The 17,376-nt window shown below is 48.2% G+C and carries 18 protein-coding genes; 15 read left to right on the plus strand and 3 right to left on the minus strand.

Features of this window, described 5'->3' with window-relative positions; genetic code table 11:
- Positions 1 to 436: 436 nt before the first annotated feature.
- The 9 genes from T458_RS51875 to T458_RS57685 all read left to right on the plus strand — a co-directional run bounded on the left by T458_RS51875 (position 437) and on the right by T458_RS57685 (position 9,265).
- Positions 437 to 955, plus strand: coding sequence for an MgtC/SapB family protein (locus tag T458_RS51875; RefSeq protein WP_023559035.1), 519 nt, complete (start codon positions 437 to 439; stop codon positions 953 to 955).
- Positions 956 to 1,306: 351 nt separating this feature from the next.
- Positions 1,307 to 2,155, plus strand: coding sequence for a nucleoid occlusion protein (noc, locus tag T458_RS51880; protein WP_023559036.1), 849 nt, complete (start codon positions 1,307 to 1,309; stop codon positions 2,153 to 2,155).
- 322 nt (positions 2,156 to 2,477) lie between these two features.
- Positions 2,478 to 3,236 carry a ParA family protein gene (locus T458_RS51885; protein WP_023559037.1) on the plus strand — a complete coding sequence of 253 codons (759 nt, stop codon included), beginning with the start codon at positions 2,478 to 2,480 and terminating at the stop codon, positions 3,234 to 3,236.
- Positions 3,233 to 4,084, plus strand: a complete 852-nt coding sequence (locus tag T458_RS51890; protein ID WP_023559038.1) for a ParB/RepB/Spo0J family partition protein — start codon at positions 3,233 to 3,235, stop codon at positions 4,082 to 4,084. The genes T458_RS51885 and T458_RS51890 overlap by 4 nt, the downstream gene beginning before the upstream one ends.
- A gap of 7 nt (positions 4,085 to 4,091) precedes the next feature.
- Positions 4,092 to 5,246 (plus strand): aminotransferase class V-fold PLP-dependent enzyme, encoded by a 1,155-nt coding sequence (locus T458_RS51895; protein ID WP_023559039.1) that lies wholly within the window; start codon positions 4,092 to 4,094, stop codon positions 5,244 to 5,246.
- 21 nt (positions 5,247 to 5,267) lie between these two features.
- Positions 5,268 to 5,981, plus strand: a complete 714-nt coding sequence (locus T458_RS51900) for a DUF554 domain-containing protein (RefSeq protein ID WP_023559040.1) — start codon at positions 5,268 to 5,270, stop codon at positions 5,979 to 5,981.
- A gap of 712 nt (positions 5,982 to 6,693) precedes the next feature.
- Complete coding sequence (gene ltrA / locus T458_RS51905) at positions 6,694 to 8,037, plus strand: group II intron reverse transcriptase/maturase (RefSeq protein ID WP_023555181.1); 1,344 nt, start codon at positions 6,694 to 6,696, stop codon at positions 8,035 to 8,037.
- Positions 8,038 to 8,365: 328 nt separating this feature from the next.
- A complete protein-coding gene (locus tag T458_RS57680; protein ID WP_290367283.1) occupies positions 8,366 to 8,827 on the plus strand; it encodes a diacylglycerol/lipid kinase family protein in 462 nt (153 codons plus the stop codon).
- 30 nt (positions 8,828 to 8,857) lie between these two features.
- Positions 8,858 to 9,265: a diacylglycerol/lipid kinase family protein gene (locus tag T458_RS57685; RefSeq protein ID WP_290367284.1), complete on the plus strand. Its 408-nt coding sequence runs from the start codon at positions 8,858 to 8,860 to the stop codon at positions 9,263 to 9,265.
- A 6-nt stretch (positions 9,266 to 9,271) separates the two neighbouring features.
- On the opposite strand, the gene yyaC is transcribed toward T458_RS57685, so the two are convergent.
- Positions 9,272 to 9,880, minus strand: coding sequence for a spore protease YyaC (yyaC, locus tag T458_RS51915; protein ID WP_023559042.1), 609 nt, complete (start codon positions 9,878 to 9,880; stop codon positions 9,272 to 9,274).
- 373 nt (positions 9,881 to 10,253) lie between these two features.
- Here yyaC and T458_RS51920 point away from each other — a divergent pair, with 373 nt between their 5' ends.
- From T458_RS51920 to T458_RS51930, 3 genes are all read left to right on the plus strand, one after another.
- Complete coding sequence (locus T458_RS51920) at positions 10,254 to 11,159, plus strand: mechanosensitive ion channel family protein (protein ID WP_427333498.1); 906 nt, start codon at positions 10,254 to 10,256, stop codon at positions 11,157 to 11,159.
- Positions 11,160 to 11,366, plus strand: coding sequence for a DUF951 domain-containing protein (locus T458_RS51925; protein WP_023559044.1), 207 nt, complete (start codon positions 11,160 to 11,162; stop codon positions 11,364 to 11,366).
- A 106-nt stretch (positions 11,367 to 11,472) separates the two neighbouring features.
- Positions 11,473 to 12,264 carry an Ig-like domain-containing domain gene (locus tag T458_RS51930; RefSeq protein WP_023559045.1) on the plus strand — a complete coding sequence of 264 codons (792 nt, stop codon included), beginning with the start codon at positions 11,473 to 11,475 and terminating at the stop codon, positions 12,262 to 12,264.
- Between the two features lie 314 nt (positions 12,265 to 12,578).
- Here T458_RS51930 and T458_RS56710 read toward each other — a convergent pair whose 3' ends face one another.
- On the minus strand, positions 12,579 to 12,665 hold the full coding sequence (locus T458_RS56710; RefSeq protein ID WP_017246824.1) for a YjcZ family sporulation protein: 87 nt from the start codon (positions 12,663 to 12,665) through the stop codon (positions 12,579 to 12,581).
- Positions 12,666 to 13,018: 353 nt separating this feature from the next.
- Here T458_RS56710 and pepF point away from each other — a divergent pair, with 353 nt between their 5' ends.
- On the plus strand, positions 13,019 to 14,932 hold the full coding sequence (pepF, locus tag T458_RS51940; protein WP_023559046.1) for an oligoendopeptidase F: 1,914 nt from the start codon (positions 13,019 to 13,021) through the stop codon (positions 14,930 to 14,932).
- 78 nt (positions 14,933 to 15,010) lie between these two features.
- Here pepF and T458_RS51945 read toward each other — a convergent pair whose 3' ends face one another.
- Complete coding sequence (locus T458_RS51945) at positions 15,011 to 15,634, minus strand: NAD(P)-dependent oxidoreductase (protein WP_023559047.1); 624 nt, start codon at positions 15,632 to 15,634, stop codon at positions 15,011 to 15,013.
- Positions 15,635 to 15,847: 213 nt separating this feature from the next.
- Here T458_RS51945 and ychF point away from each other — a divergent pair, with 213 nt between their 5' ends.
- Both ychF and rpsF read left to right on the plus strand, forming a co-directional pair.
- A complete protein-coding gene (gene ychF / locus T458_RS51950; protein ID WP_023559048.1) occupies positions 15,848 to 16,948 on the plus strand; it encodes a redox-regulated ATPase YchF in 1,101 nt (366 codons plus the stop codon).
- Positions 16,949 to 17,088: 140 nt separating this feature from the next.
- Positions 17,089 to 17,376, plus strand: coding sequence for a 30S ribosomal protein S6 (gene rpsF / locus T458_RS51955; protein ID WP_023559049.1), 288 nt, complete (start codon positions 17,089 to 17,091; stop codon positions 17,374 to 17,376).

The raw sequence follows: 17,376 nt of genomic DNA on the forward strand, positions 1-17,376 counted from the left end.
TATCAATATTTTTCTGCTACACGGGATACCATTAACTCCTTGAGAAACCAGCAAAAGATAGCTTGGATTTCAGAAAAAGCTGGTTGAGGAAAAGGAGAAAAAAGAGTAAGGCTTTTGGGATCTTGACCCAGGCGCAACGGAAAAGGCGGAACACGGACTTAGCGGCCAACCTTGAAACACATCCTCGAAATGGCTGCTTTTGGCCGCGGTTCCGCCTTTGAAGTGGAGGCGGCCAGGGATGACCTAACAGCGAAGATCCCAACTATCCTGAAGCGTTTTCTCCTTTTCCTCTTCTCCACTATGGCCTTACTGCCACCAACCCAAAATGAAGGCTTGAAAACCAGTCTAAAGAAGCAGGAACAGACCGCATAGATTCTCCGGACAAGTCATATACATACAGATAACTTTCACAAGGGCTGTCTGGGGAGATGAGAACATGCTAGCAATGATCACAGACTTTTTTCCTGCGGAGCTTCCAGAGATCCTGCTTCGCCTAGTTTTGGCTTTTTTGGCCGGTGCAGTGATGGGATGGGAGCGGGAGCGATTTATCAAGGATGTCAATCGCCAAAGAGGGGCTGGATTTCGGACATACAGCCTCGTTTGTTTTGGTTCTTGTTTGTTTGGACTAGCTTCGATATACGGTTTTTCTTCCAGTGGAGTTAACCATGATCCCGGTCGTGTGGCTGCCCAGGTAGTAACGGGAATGGGCTTTTTGGGTGCGGGTGCCATCCTGAAATCTAATGGTTCCGTAAAAGGATTGACGACTGCGGCGGGGATGTGGGTAGCCTCTGCAATCGGTTTGATGTTTAGTGCAGGCATGTACATTTCGGCAATTATTGCATCTTTATTTGCTTATTTGATCCTGGATTTACACAAGCTCTTTCCTCATCTCTTTCGGTCCTCAAAACATGTTCAAGAGGATGAACATCGATATGAAGAAGACGATGACAAATGACATAGATGTTTCACGTGAAACGTTCTTTCTTCAGCAGGAATTGGGCGAAATTTGCAGAATACCAAAGAGTAACAAGACGCAATATTCATCGAAGAAAACCAAACTTCCATGCTTTCCTGTATAGACAAGGAATCTCCTATTTTGACCCCATCCAAGCCTGTCGGCAATATCTTTTCATCTTGCAAAAAAGGCAGGCACAAAAAGGTCCTTTTGGAAAATTCAATTTGTACGGATGTTGCAGCTGCGTATGCTGGAGCTTCCGGAGCTTGCAGGAAACAAAAAATAGAAGAGGAAGTTGGCCTTACATCGAGGAGAAAGCGGACGGAACGGTTAGAAGTGGGGGTTTTTAGTATGGCAGTAAGAGATTCCTTTTCTCGTATCTTTGGCTTGAACGAGAAAACAGACATCGAAGAAATTAGTCAGATACCTGTCGAGGAGATTGTGCCCAATCCCTACCAGCCACGTACGGTATTTGATGATGAAAAAATTGACGAGCTGTGCCAAACCATTCGTACCCATGGTTTAATTCAGCCGATCGTAGTACGGGTGAGAGACGGTCGTTATGAATTAATCGCTGGTGAACGGCGATTGCGAGCTACGAAAAAATTAGGGATGGAGCGCATTCCTGCGATTATTAAAGAGTTTAACGACGCGCAGACTGCTTCCATCGCACTAATTGAAAACTTGCAGCGTGAAGGACTGACAGCTATTGAAGAGGCCGTTGCCTATCAAAAGCTGATTGATTTGCACAATTTGACCCAGGAGAGTCTCGCGCAACGTTTGGGAAAAGGACAGTCGACGGTCGCCAATAAATTGCGCCTTCTCCATCTGCCGCAACCGATTCAAGATGCACTGATGTCGCGACAACTGACGGAACGGCATGCACGTGCCTTGATTCCGCTCAAGGATGATGAGTTGCAGCTCAAAGTGATGCAAGAAATCCTGGATCGAGAATGGAATGTAAAGCAGACGGAAGTCAGAGTCAAGCAATTGCTGGAAGCGGGAGAACAACCGAAGGAAAAGGAAGCCAAACCGAGGTGGAAGGCTTTTTCACGGGATGCGCGTATTGCGATCAATACAGTCCGGCAATCGATTGATATGGTCATGCAGACAGGTTTGCCGGTAGAGACCGATGAAGAGGATCACGAGGAATTTTATCAATTTACAATCCGAATTCCGAAAAACAAAAGAGAAAAATAAATACATCACGGAAATATCTGCAAATCAGAACGGTGGCGACAAAGCCGCCTTTCTTTTTGACTCTAGTACGAATTCTTTTAGATAGAGGAGATTCGTTTGCATGAAATAAGGGGAGTTAACGGATATTCTTTCCAGTGGATTGCATTTTTGTAGGGTGGCTGGCGAAAAAATTCAGTACGGTAGGGCATTAAATCTGGTAACATACATGTATAGAAGGCTTGTAAAGAGGCGTCACGGTTTCTTTCATTTGGAAAGACAGAACAATGAATAGCGGGTCGTTGTTACACGTGCTTTCCTACACGAAAAAAATGAGGTGGAGAAGTTGGGTAAAATCATTGCGGTAGCGAATCAGAAAGGCGGCGTCGGGAAGACAACCACATCCGTAAATCTCAGCGCTTGTCTGGCCGCATTGGGGAAAAAGGTACTGCTGGTAGACATTGATCCACAAGGAAATGCTACGAGTGGAATCGGAGTGAACAAGGCCGATGTGAGGTATTGTATTTATGATGTGTTGATCAATGACATTAGCCCCGTTGATGCCACTTTGCCTACTGAAATCGAGGGTTTGAAAATTATCCCTGCCACAATTCAACTTGCAGGTGCGGAGATCGAGCTGGTTCCCACCATTTCACGTGAAGTTCGCTTGAAAAAAGCGTTGGAAGTAGTAAAAGACAAGTATGACTTCGTGATTATTGATTGTCCTCCTTCGTTGGGAATTTTGACAGTCAATTCCCTGACTGCCGCTGATTCTGTATTGATCCCCATCCAGTGTGAGTACTATGCGTTGGAAGGGCTTAGCCAATTGCTGAATACAATTCGACTGGTTCAGAAGCATCTGAATTCCCAGCTTGCTATTGAAGGTGTTGTACTGACGATGCTTGATGCGCGGACCAATCTCGGTATCCAGGTCATCGAAGAAGTGAAGAAGTATTTTCAGGAAAAAGTATACAAGACGATTATTCCGCGGAATGTTCGTTTGAGCGAAGCGCCATCACATGGACAAGCCATCATTACGTATGATCCGCGGTCCAGAGGCGCTGAGGTGTATTCCGACTTGGCGAAGGAAGTGGTTGGTGTATGACCAGAGGCTTAGGAAAAGGGCTGAATGCGCTCATCACCTCCAACCTCATCGAGGAAGGGGAAACAATCAAAGAGGTTTCGGTTAGTGACATCCGTCCCAACCCGTACCAGCCCCGAAAGGAGTTTGAACCGGCAGCGATTGAGGAATTAGCTCTGTCTATTTCCGAACATGGCATTATTCAACCCTTGATTGTACGCAAAAGTATCAAGGGCTATGATCTTGTAGCCGGTGAACGCCGCTTGCGAGCAGCCAAATCGGTGGGTTTGAAGCAGGTGCCAGTTGTTGTAAAATCCTACACAGATCAGCAGTTGATGGAAATCGCGCTGATCGAAAATCTCCAAAGAGAAAATCTCAATCCATTGGAAGAGGCAGAGGCATACGGTAAACTTATTGCCCATCATTCCTATACACAAGAGCAATTGGCGAAGAAAATCGGAAAAAGCAGACCGCATGTAGCGAATATGCTTCGTTTGCTGCAATTGCCGGAAAAAATTCGTCAGATGCTGGCGACAGCTACACTTACGATGGGACATGCCCGCGCATTGCTTTCCGTGGAGAAGGAGAAGCTGCAGCTTGAGCTGGCGAAAGAGGTAATCGACAAAGGGCTTAATGTGCGGCAATTGGAAGAACTGGTGAAACAGCTAAGTGTTTCACGTGAAACAAAAAAGAAGAAACCGATCAAAAGCGAACCGATTCTAATAGAAATGGAAGAGAGGTTGCGCAGCCGCTTCGGTACTTCGGTCAAAATTAAAAAAGGGACGAAACGAGGGAAGATCGAGATCGATTTTTACTCGCCAGAAGATTTGCAGCGCATTCTGGATATCCTGTACATCGAAAAGGGAGAGTAGAGAAGCGATGGCAATCATTTATTTGGACAATGCAGCCTCTACCTGGCCAAAGCCACCTTCTGTAAAAGAGAAGATGGCTGAAGTAATTGAGGAGTTTGCTGCCAATCCAGGCAGGGGTGGACATGCCCTGGCGATGAAGGCAAGCAAGACGGTGTTTCGTACACGTGCGCAATTGTCGCGGTTGTTTGGGATTCAAAACCCGAATGACCTCTTTTTTTATCTCAATGCGACACAGGCACTTAATCAAGCGATCAAAGGCTTTCTGAAGGATGGCGACCATGTAGTGTCGACTACGATCGAACACAATTCTGTACGGCGCCCTTTGGAATATATGAGCCGCACCAAGCAAGTAGAAGTCACTTATGTGGAGCCGAGGGGCGATCAGCTTTTTTATTTGGAAGATTTCGCGCAGGCGATACGTCCCAATACGCGTCTGCTGGTGGTCAGTCACGCTTCCAACCTGACAGGCGTGATTCTGCCGATTGCGGAGCTGGGTCAATTGGCGAAGCAGCACGGTATCAAATTTTTGGTGGACGCATCTCAAACAGCTGGGGTCTTGCCTATTCACGTAGAAGAGATGAACATTGATATGCTGGCTTTTCCTGGACATAAGGGCTTGTACGGGCCCCAGGGAACCGGGGGACTTTACGTGCATGGCGAGATTGATCTTGAGCCGATGATTCATGGGGGAACAGGCAGTCAGTCTGAATCAATCGAACAGCCAGCTACAAGACCGGATCGTTACGAGAGTGGAACAGTCAATACCGTAGGACTGGCAGGGCTGCTGGCGGGGGGCTCGCATGTGATGGAAAAAGGGGTAGAAGCAATCGGACAGCACGAGTGGGAGTTGGTCCGAAAAACCATACAAGCTCTGCAAAAAATACCTGGCGTAACGGTATACGGTCCAGGAATCGAGACTCAACGGGTAGGGGTCGTTTCTTTTAATTTGGCAGGAGTGGACGCTTCGGAGGCCTCGTTTATCCTCGATCAGCAGTATGGCATTGCGACTCGGGCTGGCTTCCATTGCTCTCCTCTGGGACATCAGACCACGGGGACTGAGATGATAGGTGCTGTTCGCGCAAGCTTCGGCATGTACAATACGGAACAAGAGGTAGAGGCGCTGATTGAAGCAGTGGACGAAATCGCGGCTGCTTTCAGATAGAGGCCCATAGGGGGAAGTCACGTGATCTTGTTTGGAACCCTGGTCAATGCCGCAGCAATTATCGTCGGCTCCTTGCTAGGACTTTTGTTGACCCGCATACCGGAATCGATTCGCAAGACCGTCATGCAGGGGATCGGGCTGGCTGTTGTCGTATTGGGCTTGAAAATGGCCCTGGGCACAGAGAATATTTTATTGGTCATTGTCAGTATCGTGGTAGGAGCCATCCTGGGAGAATGGATCAATATTGATCACGGCTTGAATCAAGCCGGGAAATGGCTGGAGAAAAAAGTCGGCGGAGACAAGCAGGGCAGTATCGCAACCGGATTTGTTACAGCCACCCTGGTCTATTGCATCGGAGCAATGGGGGTTCTGGGCGCGATGGACAGCGGTTTGCGCAACAACCACGATATTTTATATACCAAAGCGTTGATAGATGGATTTTCGGCGATCATTTTTACGTCTACGTTGGGAATTGGCGTTTTGTTTTCGGCAATTCCTGTCCTTTTGTATCAGGGAGTAATCGCCTTGCTCTCAACGCAAATCTACAATCTGGTCAGCGAAAAAATGCTTGATGCGATTCTGCTGGAGGTAACAGCGGTCGGAGGCTTGATGATTATTGCCATCGGGATCAATATCCTGGAGCTGAAAAAAATACAAGTCGCCAACATGCTTCCCGCGTTGATCGTTGCCGCGCTGGGAGTGCCGCTTGTAGACTGGTTATCCGGTATTCTCTAAACCATGATTCACGAAGCTCTCCCAAATTGGGGGAGCTTTTTTACGGGATTTTTAGAATCATAAAAAACTCCTTGAGAAACCATCAAAAGGAGCGAGGTCCCCAGTGAAGCTGGCTGAGGAAAAAGGGGGAATACGCGAAGATATTTGGGATCTTGACCCAGGCGTAATGGAAAAGGTGGAACACGCCCTTAGCTGCCAGCGCGCCCAGCAAGCCGTTAATTGCTAGTTGGTGAAAGTCCAACCGAGGTAAGAGCCAAGTCGCCTCGTAGCTGACAGGCAACTGGTGGAGAGATCCTAAGGTTGAAGCCCTGTGACAAAGTATCCCGTAAGGGAGCGAGCAAATCAGCGGACCGTAACATAAAGTGAATCCTGCCGCTTCGTTAAAGGGACCATCAGTGGATGGACAAGGAGGAGACGAGCCCGGTGGCCGCAGGCGAAGTCCATGGACGATGTGTAGAACTTGGAGACAGCATCAAGGAACCTCCCGGAGTATGGGGAGCGGTACGCTGAGAAAGTAGTTAACGGAACTGGGGAGACCCTACTCTGCACACCCCGTTGGGGTGTAAAGCGAAAGCCTATAAGCACATGCGAAAGGGTGGACGGCAGAGAGGGAGTCGGAGGGGTTTATAGTACCGTTGAACATAAGGACAACACAACCTTGTGGAGGGAAGGAACCCTGCTTTGTTCTTGGGTTGAAAGGAGGTAAGAGTGAGTGAATGCAAGTAAACTTGCTAACTACACCAATGTAAAAGCTCGACAACTTTGGACAACCCTATATCTTTGTGCCAAGGAAAATCCAAAACGGCGATTTCATGCTCTGTATGACAAAGTGTACCGGCCAGATATTCTTGCGGAAGCGTGGCGTAGAGTTCGAGCCAATAAAGGTAGCGGCGGGATAGATGGACAGACAATTGAAAGAATCGTTCAGGAGTATGGGGAAAGTAAATTTCTCAACGAAATTTATCTCGACCTGAAGGGTAAGCAATATCATCCATCTCCTGTGCGGCGCACGTACATCCCGAAAGCGGATGGGAAACAAAGACCGCTTGGTATCCCGACCATCCGAGATCGTGTTGTTCAGATGGCAACCAAGATGGTTATTGAGCCTATCTTTGAAGCCGATTTCAAAGATTGCTCATACGGATTCCGTCCCAAACGAAATGCCCACCAGGCGATTACACAAATCAAGAAAACCAGCAGGACGGCCTCCTGGGTAGTCGATGTAGACATCAAAGGATACTTTGACAACATTAATCAGGAAAAGCTCATGAAGCTAGTAGAGAAAAGGATTTCTGATCGCAGGATACTAAAGCTGATTCGGAACTGGCTCCGTGCGGGCGTCATGGAAGATGTACAGTTTCATGAAACCGAATGGGGCACTCCGCAAGGAGGGGTAATCTCTCCACTGTTGGCAAATATTTATTTGGACTACATGGACACGATTTGGGAGAAGCAATTCACTCATCTTGGGAAGCTGATCCGATATGCGGATGATTTTGTAATCATGTGTAGATCGAAACAAGACGCTTTGGAAAGTATACAAGTCATAAAAGCGGTACTAAACAAACTGGACCTTACACTTAGTAAAGAAAAGTCTCGACTGGTTAATATCTGGGACAATACGACGGGCTTTGACTTCCTTGGTTTACACCATCGAAAATTTCCCATTCTTCTCAAGGGTGGAAAGAAAATGTACGTCATGTCACACATTCCGAGCAAGAAGGCTATGAAGGAAATGAGAAGGAAAATCAAAGAGTATACCAAACCGCGCAACAAGTTGTACTGGTCACTAGACGAGCTGATACAAGGGCTGAATCGAAAACTTCAAGGTTTCAAGAATTATTATTCACTTTCACCCATAGGAGCTAAGTGGTTATGTCGCATCGACTGGTATGTTCTGACAAGACTTGTGCTCTTTAACAACAAGAAAAGGAATAAACAAGCGAGACATGCGCGGATGAGAGAGATAGCAAAAGCTACAAGAGGAATTCTTGTGAAGCTTGCCGTACGCGATAACCGAATGCCAAGGAAAGAAGAACATCGGAAAGCCGTATGAGGGAGAACCTCACGTACGGTTTGATGAGGGGGAACTGATAGGAGTAAGGCGACCAAACGGTCGCCAGAAAGCGTCAGTTCTCTACTCTACACCTTGAATCACTCCTTGGAATCGGCTGCTTTTTGGCCGCGGTTCCGCCTTTGGAATGGAGCCGGCCAGGGATGACCCACAGCGAAGATCCCAACGAACCTGGAGCGTTTCCCCCTTTTTCCTCTTCTCCACTAAGGCCTGACGACCACCAGTCTCAAAAGGATTGTCTCATTCTTTTCAGTAAATAGAAGCCATGCGATAATAAAAATAGACAGCATACGAAGCGGAGAGGATGATCATGCTCGGATTTATTGTCAATCCAATGGCGGGCAACGGCAAAGGAAATGACATATGGAGGATAATAGAACGCTCTCTAAGGGGCTCAGGAGCCGTTTATCAGATGAGGAAGACATCGGGAATGGGGGAAGCTCAAAAACTGGCTGTAGAGTTGATTCAAAAAGAGGGAGTAACGAAAATCATCGCTGTTGGGGGAGACGGAACCGTTCATGAGGTGCTGAATGGAGTTCAGCAGTCGGGACGAGCGTGTTTATTTGGCGTAATACCAGCAGGCTCGGGTAATGATTATGCAAAGGGCCATGGTATAGCGGTAGAGCCGGTCATGGCATTGGAACAAATTCTGCGCGAGGAAAAGAAAAAAATAATCGATCTGCTGCGGATCAACGGGAGAGTGGCAGTCAATGTGGTCGGGGCCGGGTTTGATGCGCAGGTGGCGAAAACGACGAACGAAGCTTCCTACTAAGGTTGGTTAAATAAAGGCGGACTCGGCAAAGTGGCCTATATCTTGTCTGTTTTGCGGGTCATCTGTTCCTTTCAGCCTACAGATGTGACCCTCGTTGTGGATGGGCAGAAGTATCGACTGCAAAAGGTCTGGCTGATCGCGATTGCCAACATTCCCAATTTCGGGGGAGGCATGCTGATTTGTCCGGGGGCAGTACCGAATGATGGCGTCGCGGAAATCTGTGTAGTGAGCAACGTCAATCGGTGGCAACTTCTTCGAGCTTTTCCGTTGATATTTACCGGCTCTCACGTAAAGCATCCAGGCGTTCGTTTTTTTAGAGGTCAGCACATTCAGCTGGACTCGCAAACTCCATTGTTCGTACAAGCAGATGGTGAAGTAATTGCTCATACGCCTTTTACCGTGGAGATGGTACCTGGTTGTCAAACGGTTTGCGGATAGAAGCTGCTACATCTCATGCAGCACATTTCCCAGCCTGTTCTCGCCAGAAGAGAGGAATGAGGCTTTGGAGAGACCGGAAGCAATGATTTCGGCCATTTTCATGACAACGGCAAGACGCGTATTTTGCAAGACAAAATACTCCATGAAGCCTCCCACGTTCACGATGCCCGTGATGTGAAAGGTTCCGACAGAGGGAAGTTCTTTTTTGACGCCAGCGCCAGGCTTGAGCGGGCCGTTGGCTACATTGATGTTGCCGACATTGGAAAACTGACCGAGACAGGCATCAATGGCGATAATCGTCGATGTCGGATGAGTGTTTTGGATCTGCTCCATTTTCTCATTCAGATTCATAGCATGGACTGGTTCTTCCAACGTTCCATAGACCTGCAGGCGAAGGGAGGGAAGCTCGTGCAATTTGGTGCCGACCAAAGGGCCAAGGGCATCTCCAGTCGAGCGGTCAGTCCCAATGCAGACGATTACAATTTCGTCGTTGTATTCCGTCAACCGCAACCTTTGTGCAAGATGTTGGGCCAGATGATCAGCGGCGTTTTCACTGCGATATTCCACTTTGAAAGGTGGCAAAAAACAAGGGTGATCCTGTTCGCGTGTATTCATGTATGGCTACCTCCACTCTTGCGGTTTTGATCAAAATTGATATTGCTGTGCAAAGGCGCGCTTGGTGTGAGGGGCATGGGCTTGGCTGCAAAGCAAAGATTTCTTCTACAGTATTCAAAGTATAGGAGCAAAATGCCATTTTCATACCCGCTAATGGGAAGGTTACGCCAGTTGTGAAAAATCAGCGAAACTGGCGTGAGAAAACCTGAACAGGTACAATAGGAATACCATTCTGACCATAGGATTGCAGAAATCTGGGGGAGGCAGATGGGCGGGAGTCGTAGCAGGATGTGCTCCATGTGACTTGATAGCGAGGATATTTTCTCCAGTTTCCGGACGCAAACAAATCGATGTAAACTGGTGAGTGGAAGAGGTGAGTCAGGTGGAACAAAAAAATTTTTTCAGCAGTTTATATGACAAAGTGTATCAATACGTAACCGATACGGAGATGTGGATCGATTTTGGACTGATCGTCCTGAAGATCGTCGCGATTCTGATCTTGTCCCGGATCCTGGTATCGATCGTTCAGGCTGCAGTTAATCAGGTTTTTCGCCATCGAAAAGGGGCCAAGCTCCAACTGGAGCAGCGGCGCGTAGATACGATGCGCGTGCTGGTCAACAATGTCGTCCAATACACGATTTACTTTTTGGCATTACTGATGGTTTTGCAACAAATGGGGATTGACCTGCGCCCTGTGCTGGTCAGTGCGGGTGTTCTTGGTCTGGCAGTTGGATTTGGAGCGCAAAGTCTGGTGCGTGACGTGATCACCGGCTTTTTCATCATTTTTGAAGATCAGTTCGCGGTGGGGGATTTTGTCACAATCAACAACATGACCGGAACCGTTCAGGAAATCGGGTTGCGGATTACCCGCATACGAAGCTGGACGGGAGAAGTGTTTATCTTTCCAAATGGAACGATTAATCAGGTGACGAATTTTTCACTGGCCAATACACTGGCGGTGATCGACATATCAGTAGCGTATGAAGAAGATCTCAAGCAAGTGGAGGGGATCTTGCAGGATGTTCTCAAGAAGGCAAAAGAGGAGTTGACCGACATTGTGGCTGAGCCGCAAATTCTCGGCGTACAGGCGCTCGGTCCATCAGAGGTGGTTATGAGGATCACGGCTGAATGCAAGCCGAATACGCATCATGGGGTCAGCCGTAACATGCGGGCGATGATTCGGACGGAGTTCACGAGACTGGGCATTCAGATTCCGTACCAAAAAATCGTCGCTATGCCCGTCAAAGGACAGGAATACGCAGGAGGGAGAGGACAATAAATGGAACGGAAGCAATTCGGCCTGGGTGATGTCGTACAGATGAAAAAAGCACATCCCTGTGGGACCAATGCTTGGAAAGTGATCCGCATGGGGATGGATATTCGGATTAAGTGCACAGGCTGTGAGCATAGTGTCATGATTCCAAGACTTGAATTCGAACGGAAGCTGAAAAAGATCCTGGTAAAGGCGCCGGAAGATACGCCCTAATCCTTTGAAAACTTATTTGTTGCCCCTGTCTGTCTTTTTTTACAATGCCCCTAACGGTGATCTCGACTAAAATGCAGAGATCTTGCCGGTTAAAGGGAGGGGTAACATGGGTACCTGGAGCAGGAAGTGGCTGCACGCAGCATGCGTAGTTGTTCTTTTGTTATTTAGCTTTGGCAACCCAGAGTATGCACAAGGCAAGAGTCCGCAACAGTGGGATGTCAGTATCTTGCCAGCAAATGGGGAAAAAGAGGTAGCGGCAGATACACTGATTGTCTTGAAATTTTCTGAGCAGATCTTGTTGAAAGGGAAAAAAGCGTTGACGGACAAGTCTGTACACACCTTGGTACAATTGCGTGATCAAAAGAACAAAAACGTAAAGTTTACAGCAAAGTGGGATAAAAACAATCGGACCATTTTGGTTGATCCGGAGGGCAATCTGGAGGAAGGACAGTCCTATACAATCACGTTACTGGATAAAAAGCTTGTCAATACCACTGGTGTTGTCAATCCAAAGGTAACGCACTCGTTTACCACCAAAAAGGCAGTGGACCGAATAGCGCCGCAAGCCGTCATTTTACCGGGCCATGGCGCGAAAAAGGTGAATGTGAAGGAAAAAATCACGCTGCAGTTCGTGGAAGATGTTCGATTGGCCAATGGAGAGGCATTAGTCAGCAAAAACGCAGGTTCTCTAGTACGGATAACGGACGGAAAAGGCCAATCAGTTGCCTACACGGCTACTTGGAACAAAAGCAAGCGTACATTGACTGTGAAGCCCAAGGGCGGCAAATGGCTCCCGAATACGACCTATCGGATCTATCTGATTCCTGGGAAAGTGAAGGATATGGCCGATAACCGCAATTCTGCCCAGAGCTCACAATTTTCCACAGGATCAAAATAAACAAGATAAAAAAAGGATGCGTGCCGTTTGTTTGGGCGTGCATCCTTTTTTATTTGTACTATCACAGGTGGGACCGCCATTAGATAGTACGGGGAGATATAGCTGATCACGGCCGATTTGGCGTAACGGTCAGCAGATCTGTTTCAACATTGATCGAGAGGAGGGAAGCCCGGCTCCCAGATCCCAGTGAGAGAAACGTTCCGCTCGTCGCGGTTTGCTAAACGGTGATTCGATCATGATTCATGAAGTAAAGTAGAGAGTGAAGGCAAAGCAGATTTGCTTCCCTTCAGATAGGCTGGATCGCAGCGGGATGATTAGTCGCAGTCACAACCAACGATTACGAGCAGGATGAAGAGAACCAAAATCAGCGCGAAGTCGTCGAAGCCGTTAAAGATACCCACTTGCTAACACCTCCTACCCTAGATTCAATACTTATGCTATGTCAGAACAGGGAAAGGGGTATGGGCGGGTGTCACGATTTTGCGGAAAATAAGTTATTCACAAAATATCCACAGAAAATGTGGACAACTTTTTGCGTGAAAATAGGATGTGGAAAGAATGAAGGAGGACAAACAGGGGGAATTGTTGAGATTGTCCACAGTTTTATCCACAATATAGAGGGAACCTCTGGATAAAATGACAGTACTTAATGAATTTTTAGAATTTTTTATGAATCAAGCAGGAATTTTCGATTGGTAAAGATAATTATTATAACAATAATTGGCAATGATAATCCGGAAAGGGGAGATTTGTTTTGAAGAAACATGTTTTTGCTTCTATTACAGCCATTGCTATTGCTTTATCGACTGTGTCCGGTCCATTCATTCCCTACAGTTCGCCGGCGGTAGCATTTGCAGCAGAGGTTGCGCCGGTATATAAAACTCGGGCCGAAATACCTGACCAATATAAATGGAAGCTGGATCACATATATGCCAGTGTCAGCGATTGGGAAAAGGACGTAGCCAAAGTCGAAGAGATGGCCAAGGCTTTTACCAAGCATCAGGGCAAGCTGGGGAATTCAGCGGCGTCCATGCTGAAGGCATTTGAAGATTATGAAGCGATGATGCGCATCAATGACAAGGCGTATGTCTATGCCAATATGGCCCTGGATGTAAACTCTGCGAACTCCGATCTGCAGGATCTTGCGGACCGTGCCGAAAAAATGTACACCTTGGTCTCCGAGAAAACATCCTGGATTCAGCCTGAAATGGTGTCGATTCCAGACGCCAAAATGAAAAGCTTGCTGGCAGACAAGAGCCTTGCGCCATACAAGCTGGTGATCGAAGACATGCTGCGCACCAAGCCGCATTCGCTCTCGAAAGAAATGGAGGAGCTGCTGGCGAAATCATCTCCATTGGCCAGTTCACCCACTAACATCTACGGGATGCTATCTAAAGATGTACGGTTCCCGAAAATCAAGGATGAGAAGGGGCAGGAGGTACAGCTTACCCGCGCCAATTTCATCTCTTATATGGAAAGCAAGGATCAACGGGTGAGACAGGAGGCTTTTAAAGCGTATTACAGCTCGCTGTTGAACTTCCAGGATACCTTTGCCCAGACGTTGGCAGCGAAGGTAAAAGCGGACAATTTCTATGCAAGCGTACGCAATTATGATTCTGCGCTTGAAGCCAGCCTGACGCCCAACAATATTCCGACCAAAGTGTATGACGAACTGATTGAGACGGTAAACGACAACCTGCCACTGCTGCATCGCTACATTTCCCTGAAGAAAAAGATGCTCGGGGTAGATGAGCTGCATATGTACGACATCTATGTGCCAATCGTGGAGTCGGACGATAAGTACATTCCTTATGAGGAAGGCAAAAAAATGGTTGTAAACGGCTTGAAAGCGATGGGCGATGACTATGTGTCCATACTGGCTGACGGGTTGGAAGCGGGTTGGGTAGACGTCTATTCAACGGATGACAAGCGATCCGGCGCTTATCAATGGGGAGCTTACGATACACATCCGTATGTGCTGTTGAACTATCAGGGAACCCTGGACGACGTGTATACCATTGCCCATGAGATGGGGCATGCGATGCAGTCGTACTATACGAACGAAAATCAGCCGTACATCAATTCAAACTACCCGACTTTCACGGCTGAAGTGGCATCGACAATGAACGAAACGCTTCTCTTCAAAAGTATGTATGCGGAAGCGAAGACCAAGGAAGAGAAGATGTACTTGCTTAATCACTATCTGGAAAACTTCCGCTCCACGCTCTTCCGCCAAACTCAATTCGCAGAGTTTGAGAAAGCGATCCACGACCGCGAGCAGGCAGGAGAGTCTCTCAACGCGGAGGCGATCAAGAAAATCTACCATGACATTAACAAAAAGTACTATGGCAAAGACATGGTTTCCGACGATGAGATCGCAATGGAGTGGGCGCGTGTGTCTCACTTCTTCAACTACCAATACTACGTCTACCAGTACTCGACCAGCTTCGCAGCTGCTCAGGCGCTGGCCAAGCAAGTCATGGACGAAGGAAAACCTGCAGTAGATCGCATTCGCACCAACTTCCTGGAGGCGGGCAATTCCGCACCGCCGATAGAGGTGCTGAAAGCAGCAGGGGTAGACATGTCTACATCCAAGCCAATTGAGCAAGCAATGGAGATTTTTGAAGAAACGCTGAACGAGCTGGAAAAGCTGGTCAACGAGAAATAAAGAAGCAAACGATAGAAGAGGGCGATCCCAATAGTCGAATGACTGTGGATCGCCCCTTTTCATTGCCAGGCTTCACGTTTAGTAAGCGATCCCGACGCGCGTATGAAGATGCTCTCGCGAGAAAACCTGCTGATATACGAAATCGGCTGTGTCAGCTACCGAGATTTGTGTTCCGTTTTCCGGTAAATAATGAGCCTCGATACGGTAGTTGCCGAGTCGTTCACCATCCGGCAGATAGGTGGGACATACAATCGTCCAGTCCAATCCGGATCGCTCAAGCAGCGTATACGCCCGGTGATGTTCTTCGGCAGCCCGTGTCAATGTCCGCTTCGATTCGCTGGATTGGTAGCGCAGCAGATCCGGAGAGATCCTGCTTTGCAAAATGCCGGCCGTTCCTACGGTTACGATGCGCGAGACGCCTGCTTTTTTCATCGCAGCGATCACCAGCGGCATTCCCTGGGACAAGGTATCTGCTCCGTCCGTACTCAAAGCGCTGACGACAACATCCACACCCTGCACGGCAGCCTCGACATCAGCCTCATTCAGTACATTCCCTATCGCTACATGCACGAGGTCTTGATCGGCAAAAGCAAGCTTGTCCGGATTGCGAACGAGCGCCGTCACCTGATGACCGTCGCGCAGAGCATGTCTCAACACCTCGCTGCCGACTCGGCCCGTGGCGCCGAGGATAAGCAAGTTCATGAAAAGCACTCCTTTTTCATCTTAACTGCCTCCCAGTCTACCATTCCTTTTTTTGTCCTACCAGCTTGCGATACAGTGGTTGACAAAGGGGGGACAGATCGATTCGCGTTGGGCGGGAAGGATAAAAAGTTGCCACAAGGAGACAATTGTATTCTCAAAAGCAAATCTATATACTGAAAAGGATGTCAGGAAGAGTATAAGGAGTGTATATAGATGGGTGCATCTTGTGGGATTGTTGGTCTGCCTAACGTAGGTAAATCGACACTGTTTAACGCTATTACGCAAGCAGGTGCAGAATCGGCCAACTATCCGTTCTGTACGATCGATCCGAACGTCGGGATCGTGGAAGTACCAGACCCAAGATTGGCCAAACTGACGGAAATCGTCGTGCCCAATAAAGTGGTTCCGACGGCTTTTGAATTCGTAGATATTGCTGGTCTGGTAAAAGGAGCGAGCAAAGGGGAAGGTCTGGGCAACCAGTTCCTCGGTCACATTCGCGAAGTAGATGCGATTGCTCACGTGGTTCGCTGCTTTGAAGATGAAAATATTACGCACGTATCCGGTCGCGTTGATCCGCTGAGCGACATCGAGACGATTAACCTGGAATTGATTTTTGCTGACCTCGACTCCGTAGAGCGCCGCATCGAGCGAATCGCGCGCAAGGTGAAGGCAGGCGACAAGGAGTCCAAACAAGAGCTGGATGTCCTGGAAAAGCTGAAAGCAGCTTTTGAAGAAGGCCAGTCCGCACGCAGCGTAGAGCTGGATGATGAAGAGCGCAAATGGGTGCGCGATCTGCACCTGCTGACCATCAAGCCGATGCTGTACGTGTGCAACGTGGCCGAGGATGGCATCGCGGACGCTGACCAGAACCCGCATGTGCAGACCGTACGCGAGCACGCGGCTGCCGAAGGGGCGCAGGTGGTCGTGATCAGCGCCAAGGTAGAGGCGGAAATCGCCGAGCTGGATGGCGAGGACAAGGAAATGTTCCTGGAAGAGCTGGGGCTTGCTGAGTCCGGTCTGGATCGTCTGATTCGCGCTGCCTACGAATTGCTTGGTTTGGTTACGTACTTTACAGCAGGTGTGCAGGAAGTGCGCGCCTGGACGATTCGCCGTGGGACGAAGGCTCCGGGTGCGGCGGGTGTCATTCATACCGATTTCGAGCGCGGCTTCATCCGTGCCGAAGTCATTGCGTATGACGATCTGATCGACGCAGGGTCGGTAGCGGCTGCCCGTGAACGCGGGAAGTACCGTCTGGAAGGAAAAGAGTACGTGGTCGCGGATGGAGATGTCATGCATTTCCGGTTTAATGTATAGACTTTCGTCTTGATTCAGGTATTTCGCTTTGCTATAATCTAATAATGCGAGTAGTTATGGAGTGCATTTATCTGCGTTCAATCAGCACTCGCTCCTTGCCCGATACGGGCCGTTAAAGTCCATAAGGAGGTGGAAAAGGTATGCGTCAATACGAAGTAATGTACGTGTTGCGTCCAGACCTTGAAGAAGAAAAAGTGAAATCCAATGTGGCTCGTTACAGCGAAGTTGTAACTAACTACGGTGGCGAAATCACCAAACTTCAAGAAATGGGCAAGCGTCGTCTTGCGTATGAGATCCAAAAGTTCCGTGAAGGTTATTACGTTTTGATGAACTTCAAAGCAAATCCTGATGCTGTTGCGGAAGCAGAGCGTCTCATGAAAATTAACGACGACGTTATCCGCTTCATGTTCGTTCGTGAAGAGCAGTAA

The sequence above is a fragment of the Brevibacillus panacihumi W25 genome (assembly GCF_000503775.1).
Lineage (GTDB): Bacteria > Bacillota > Bacilli > Brevibacillales > Brevibacillaceae > Brevibacillus > Brevibacillus panacihumi_A.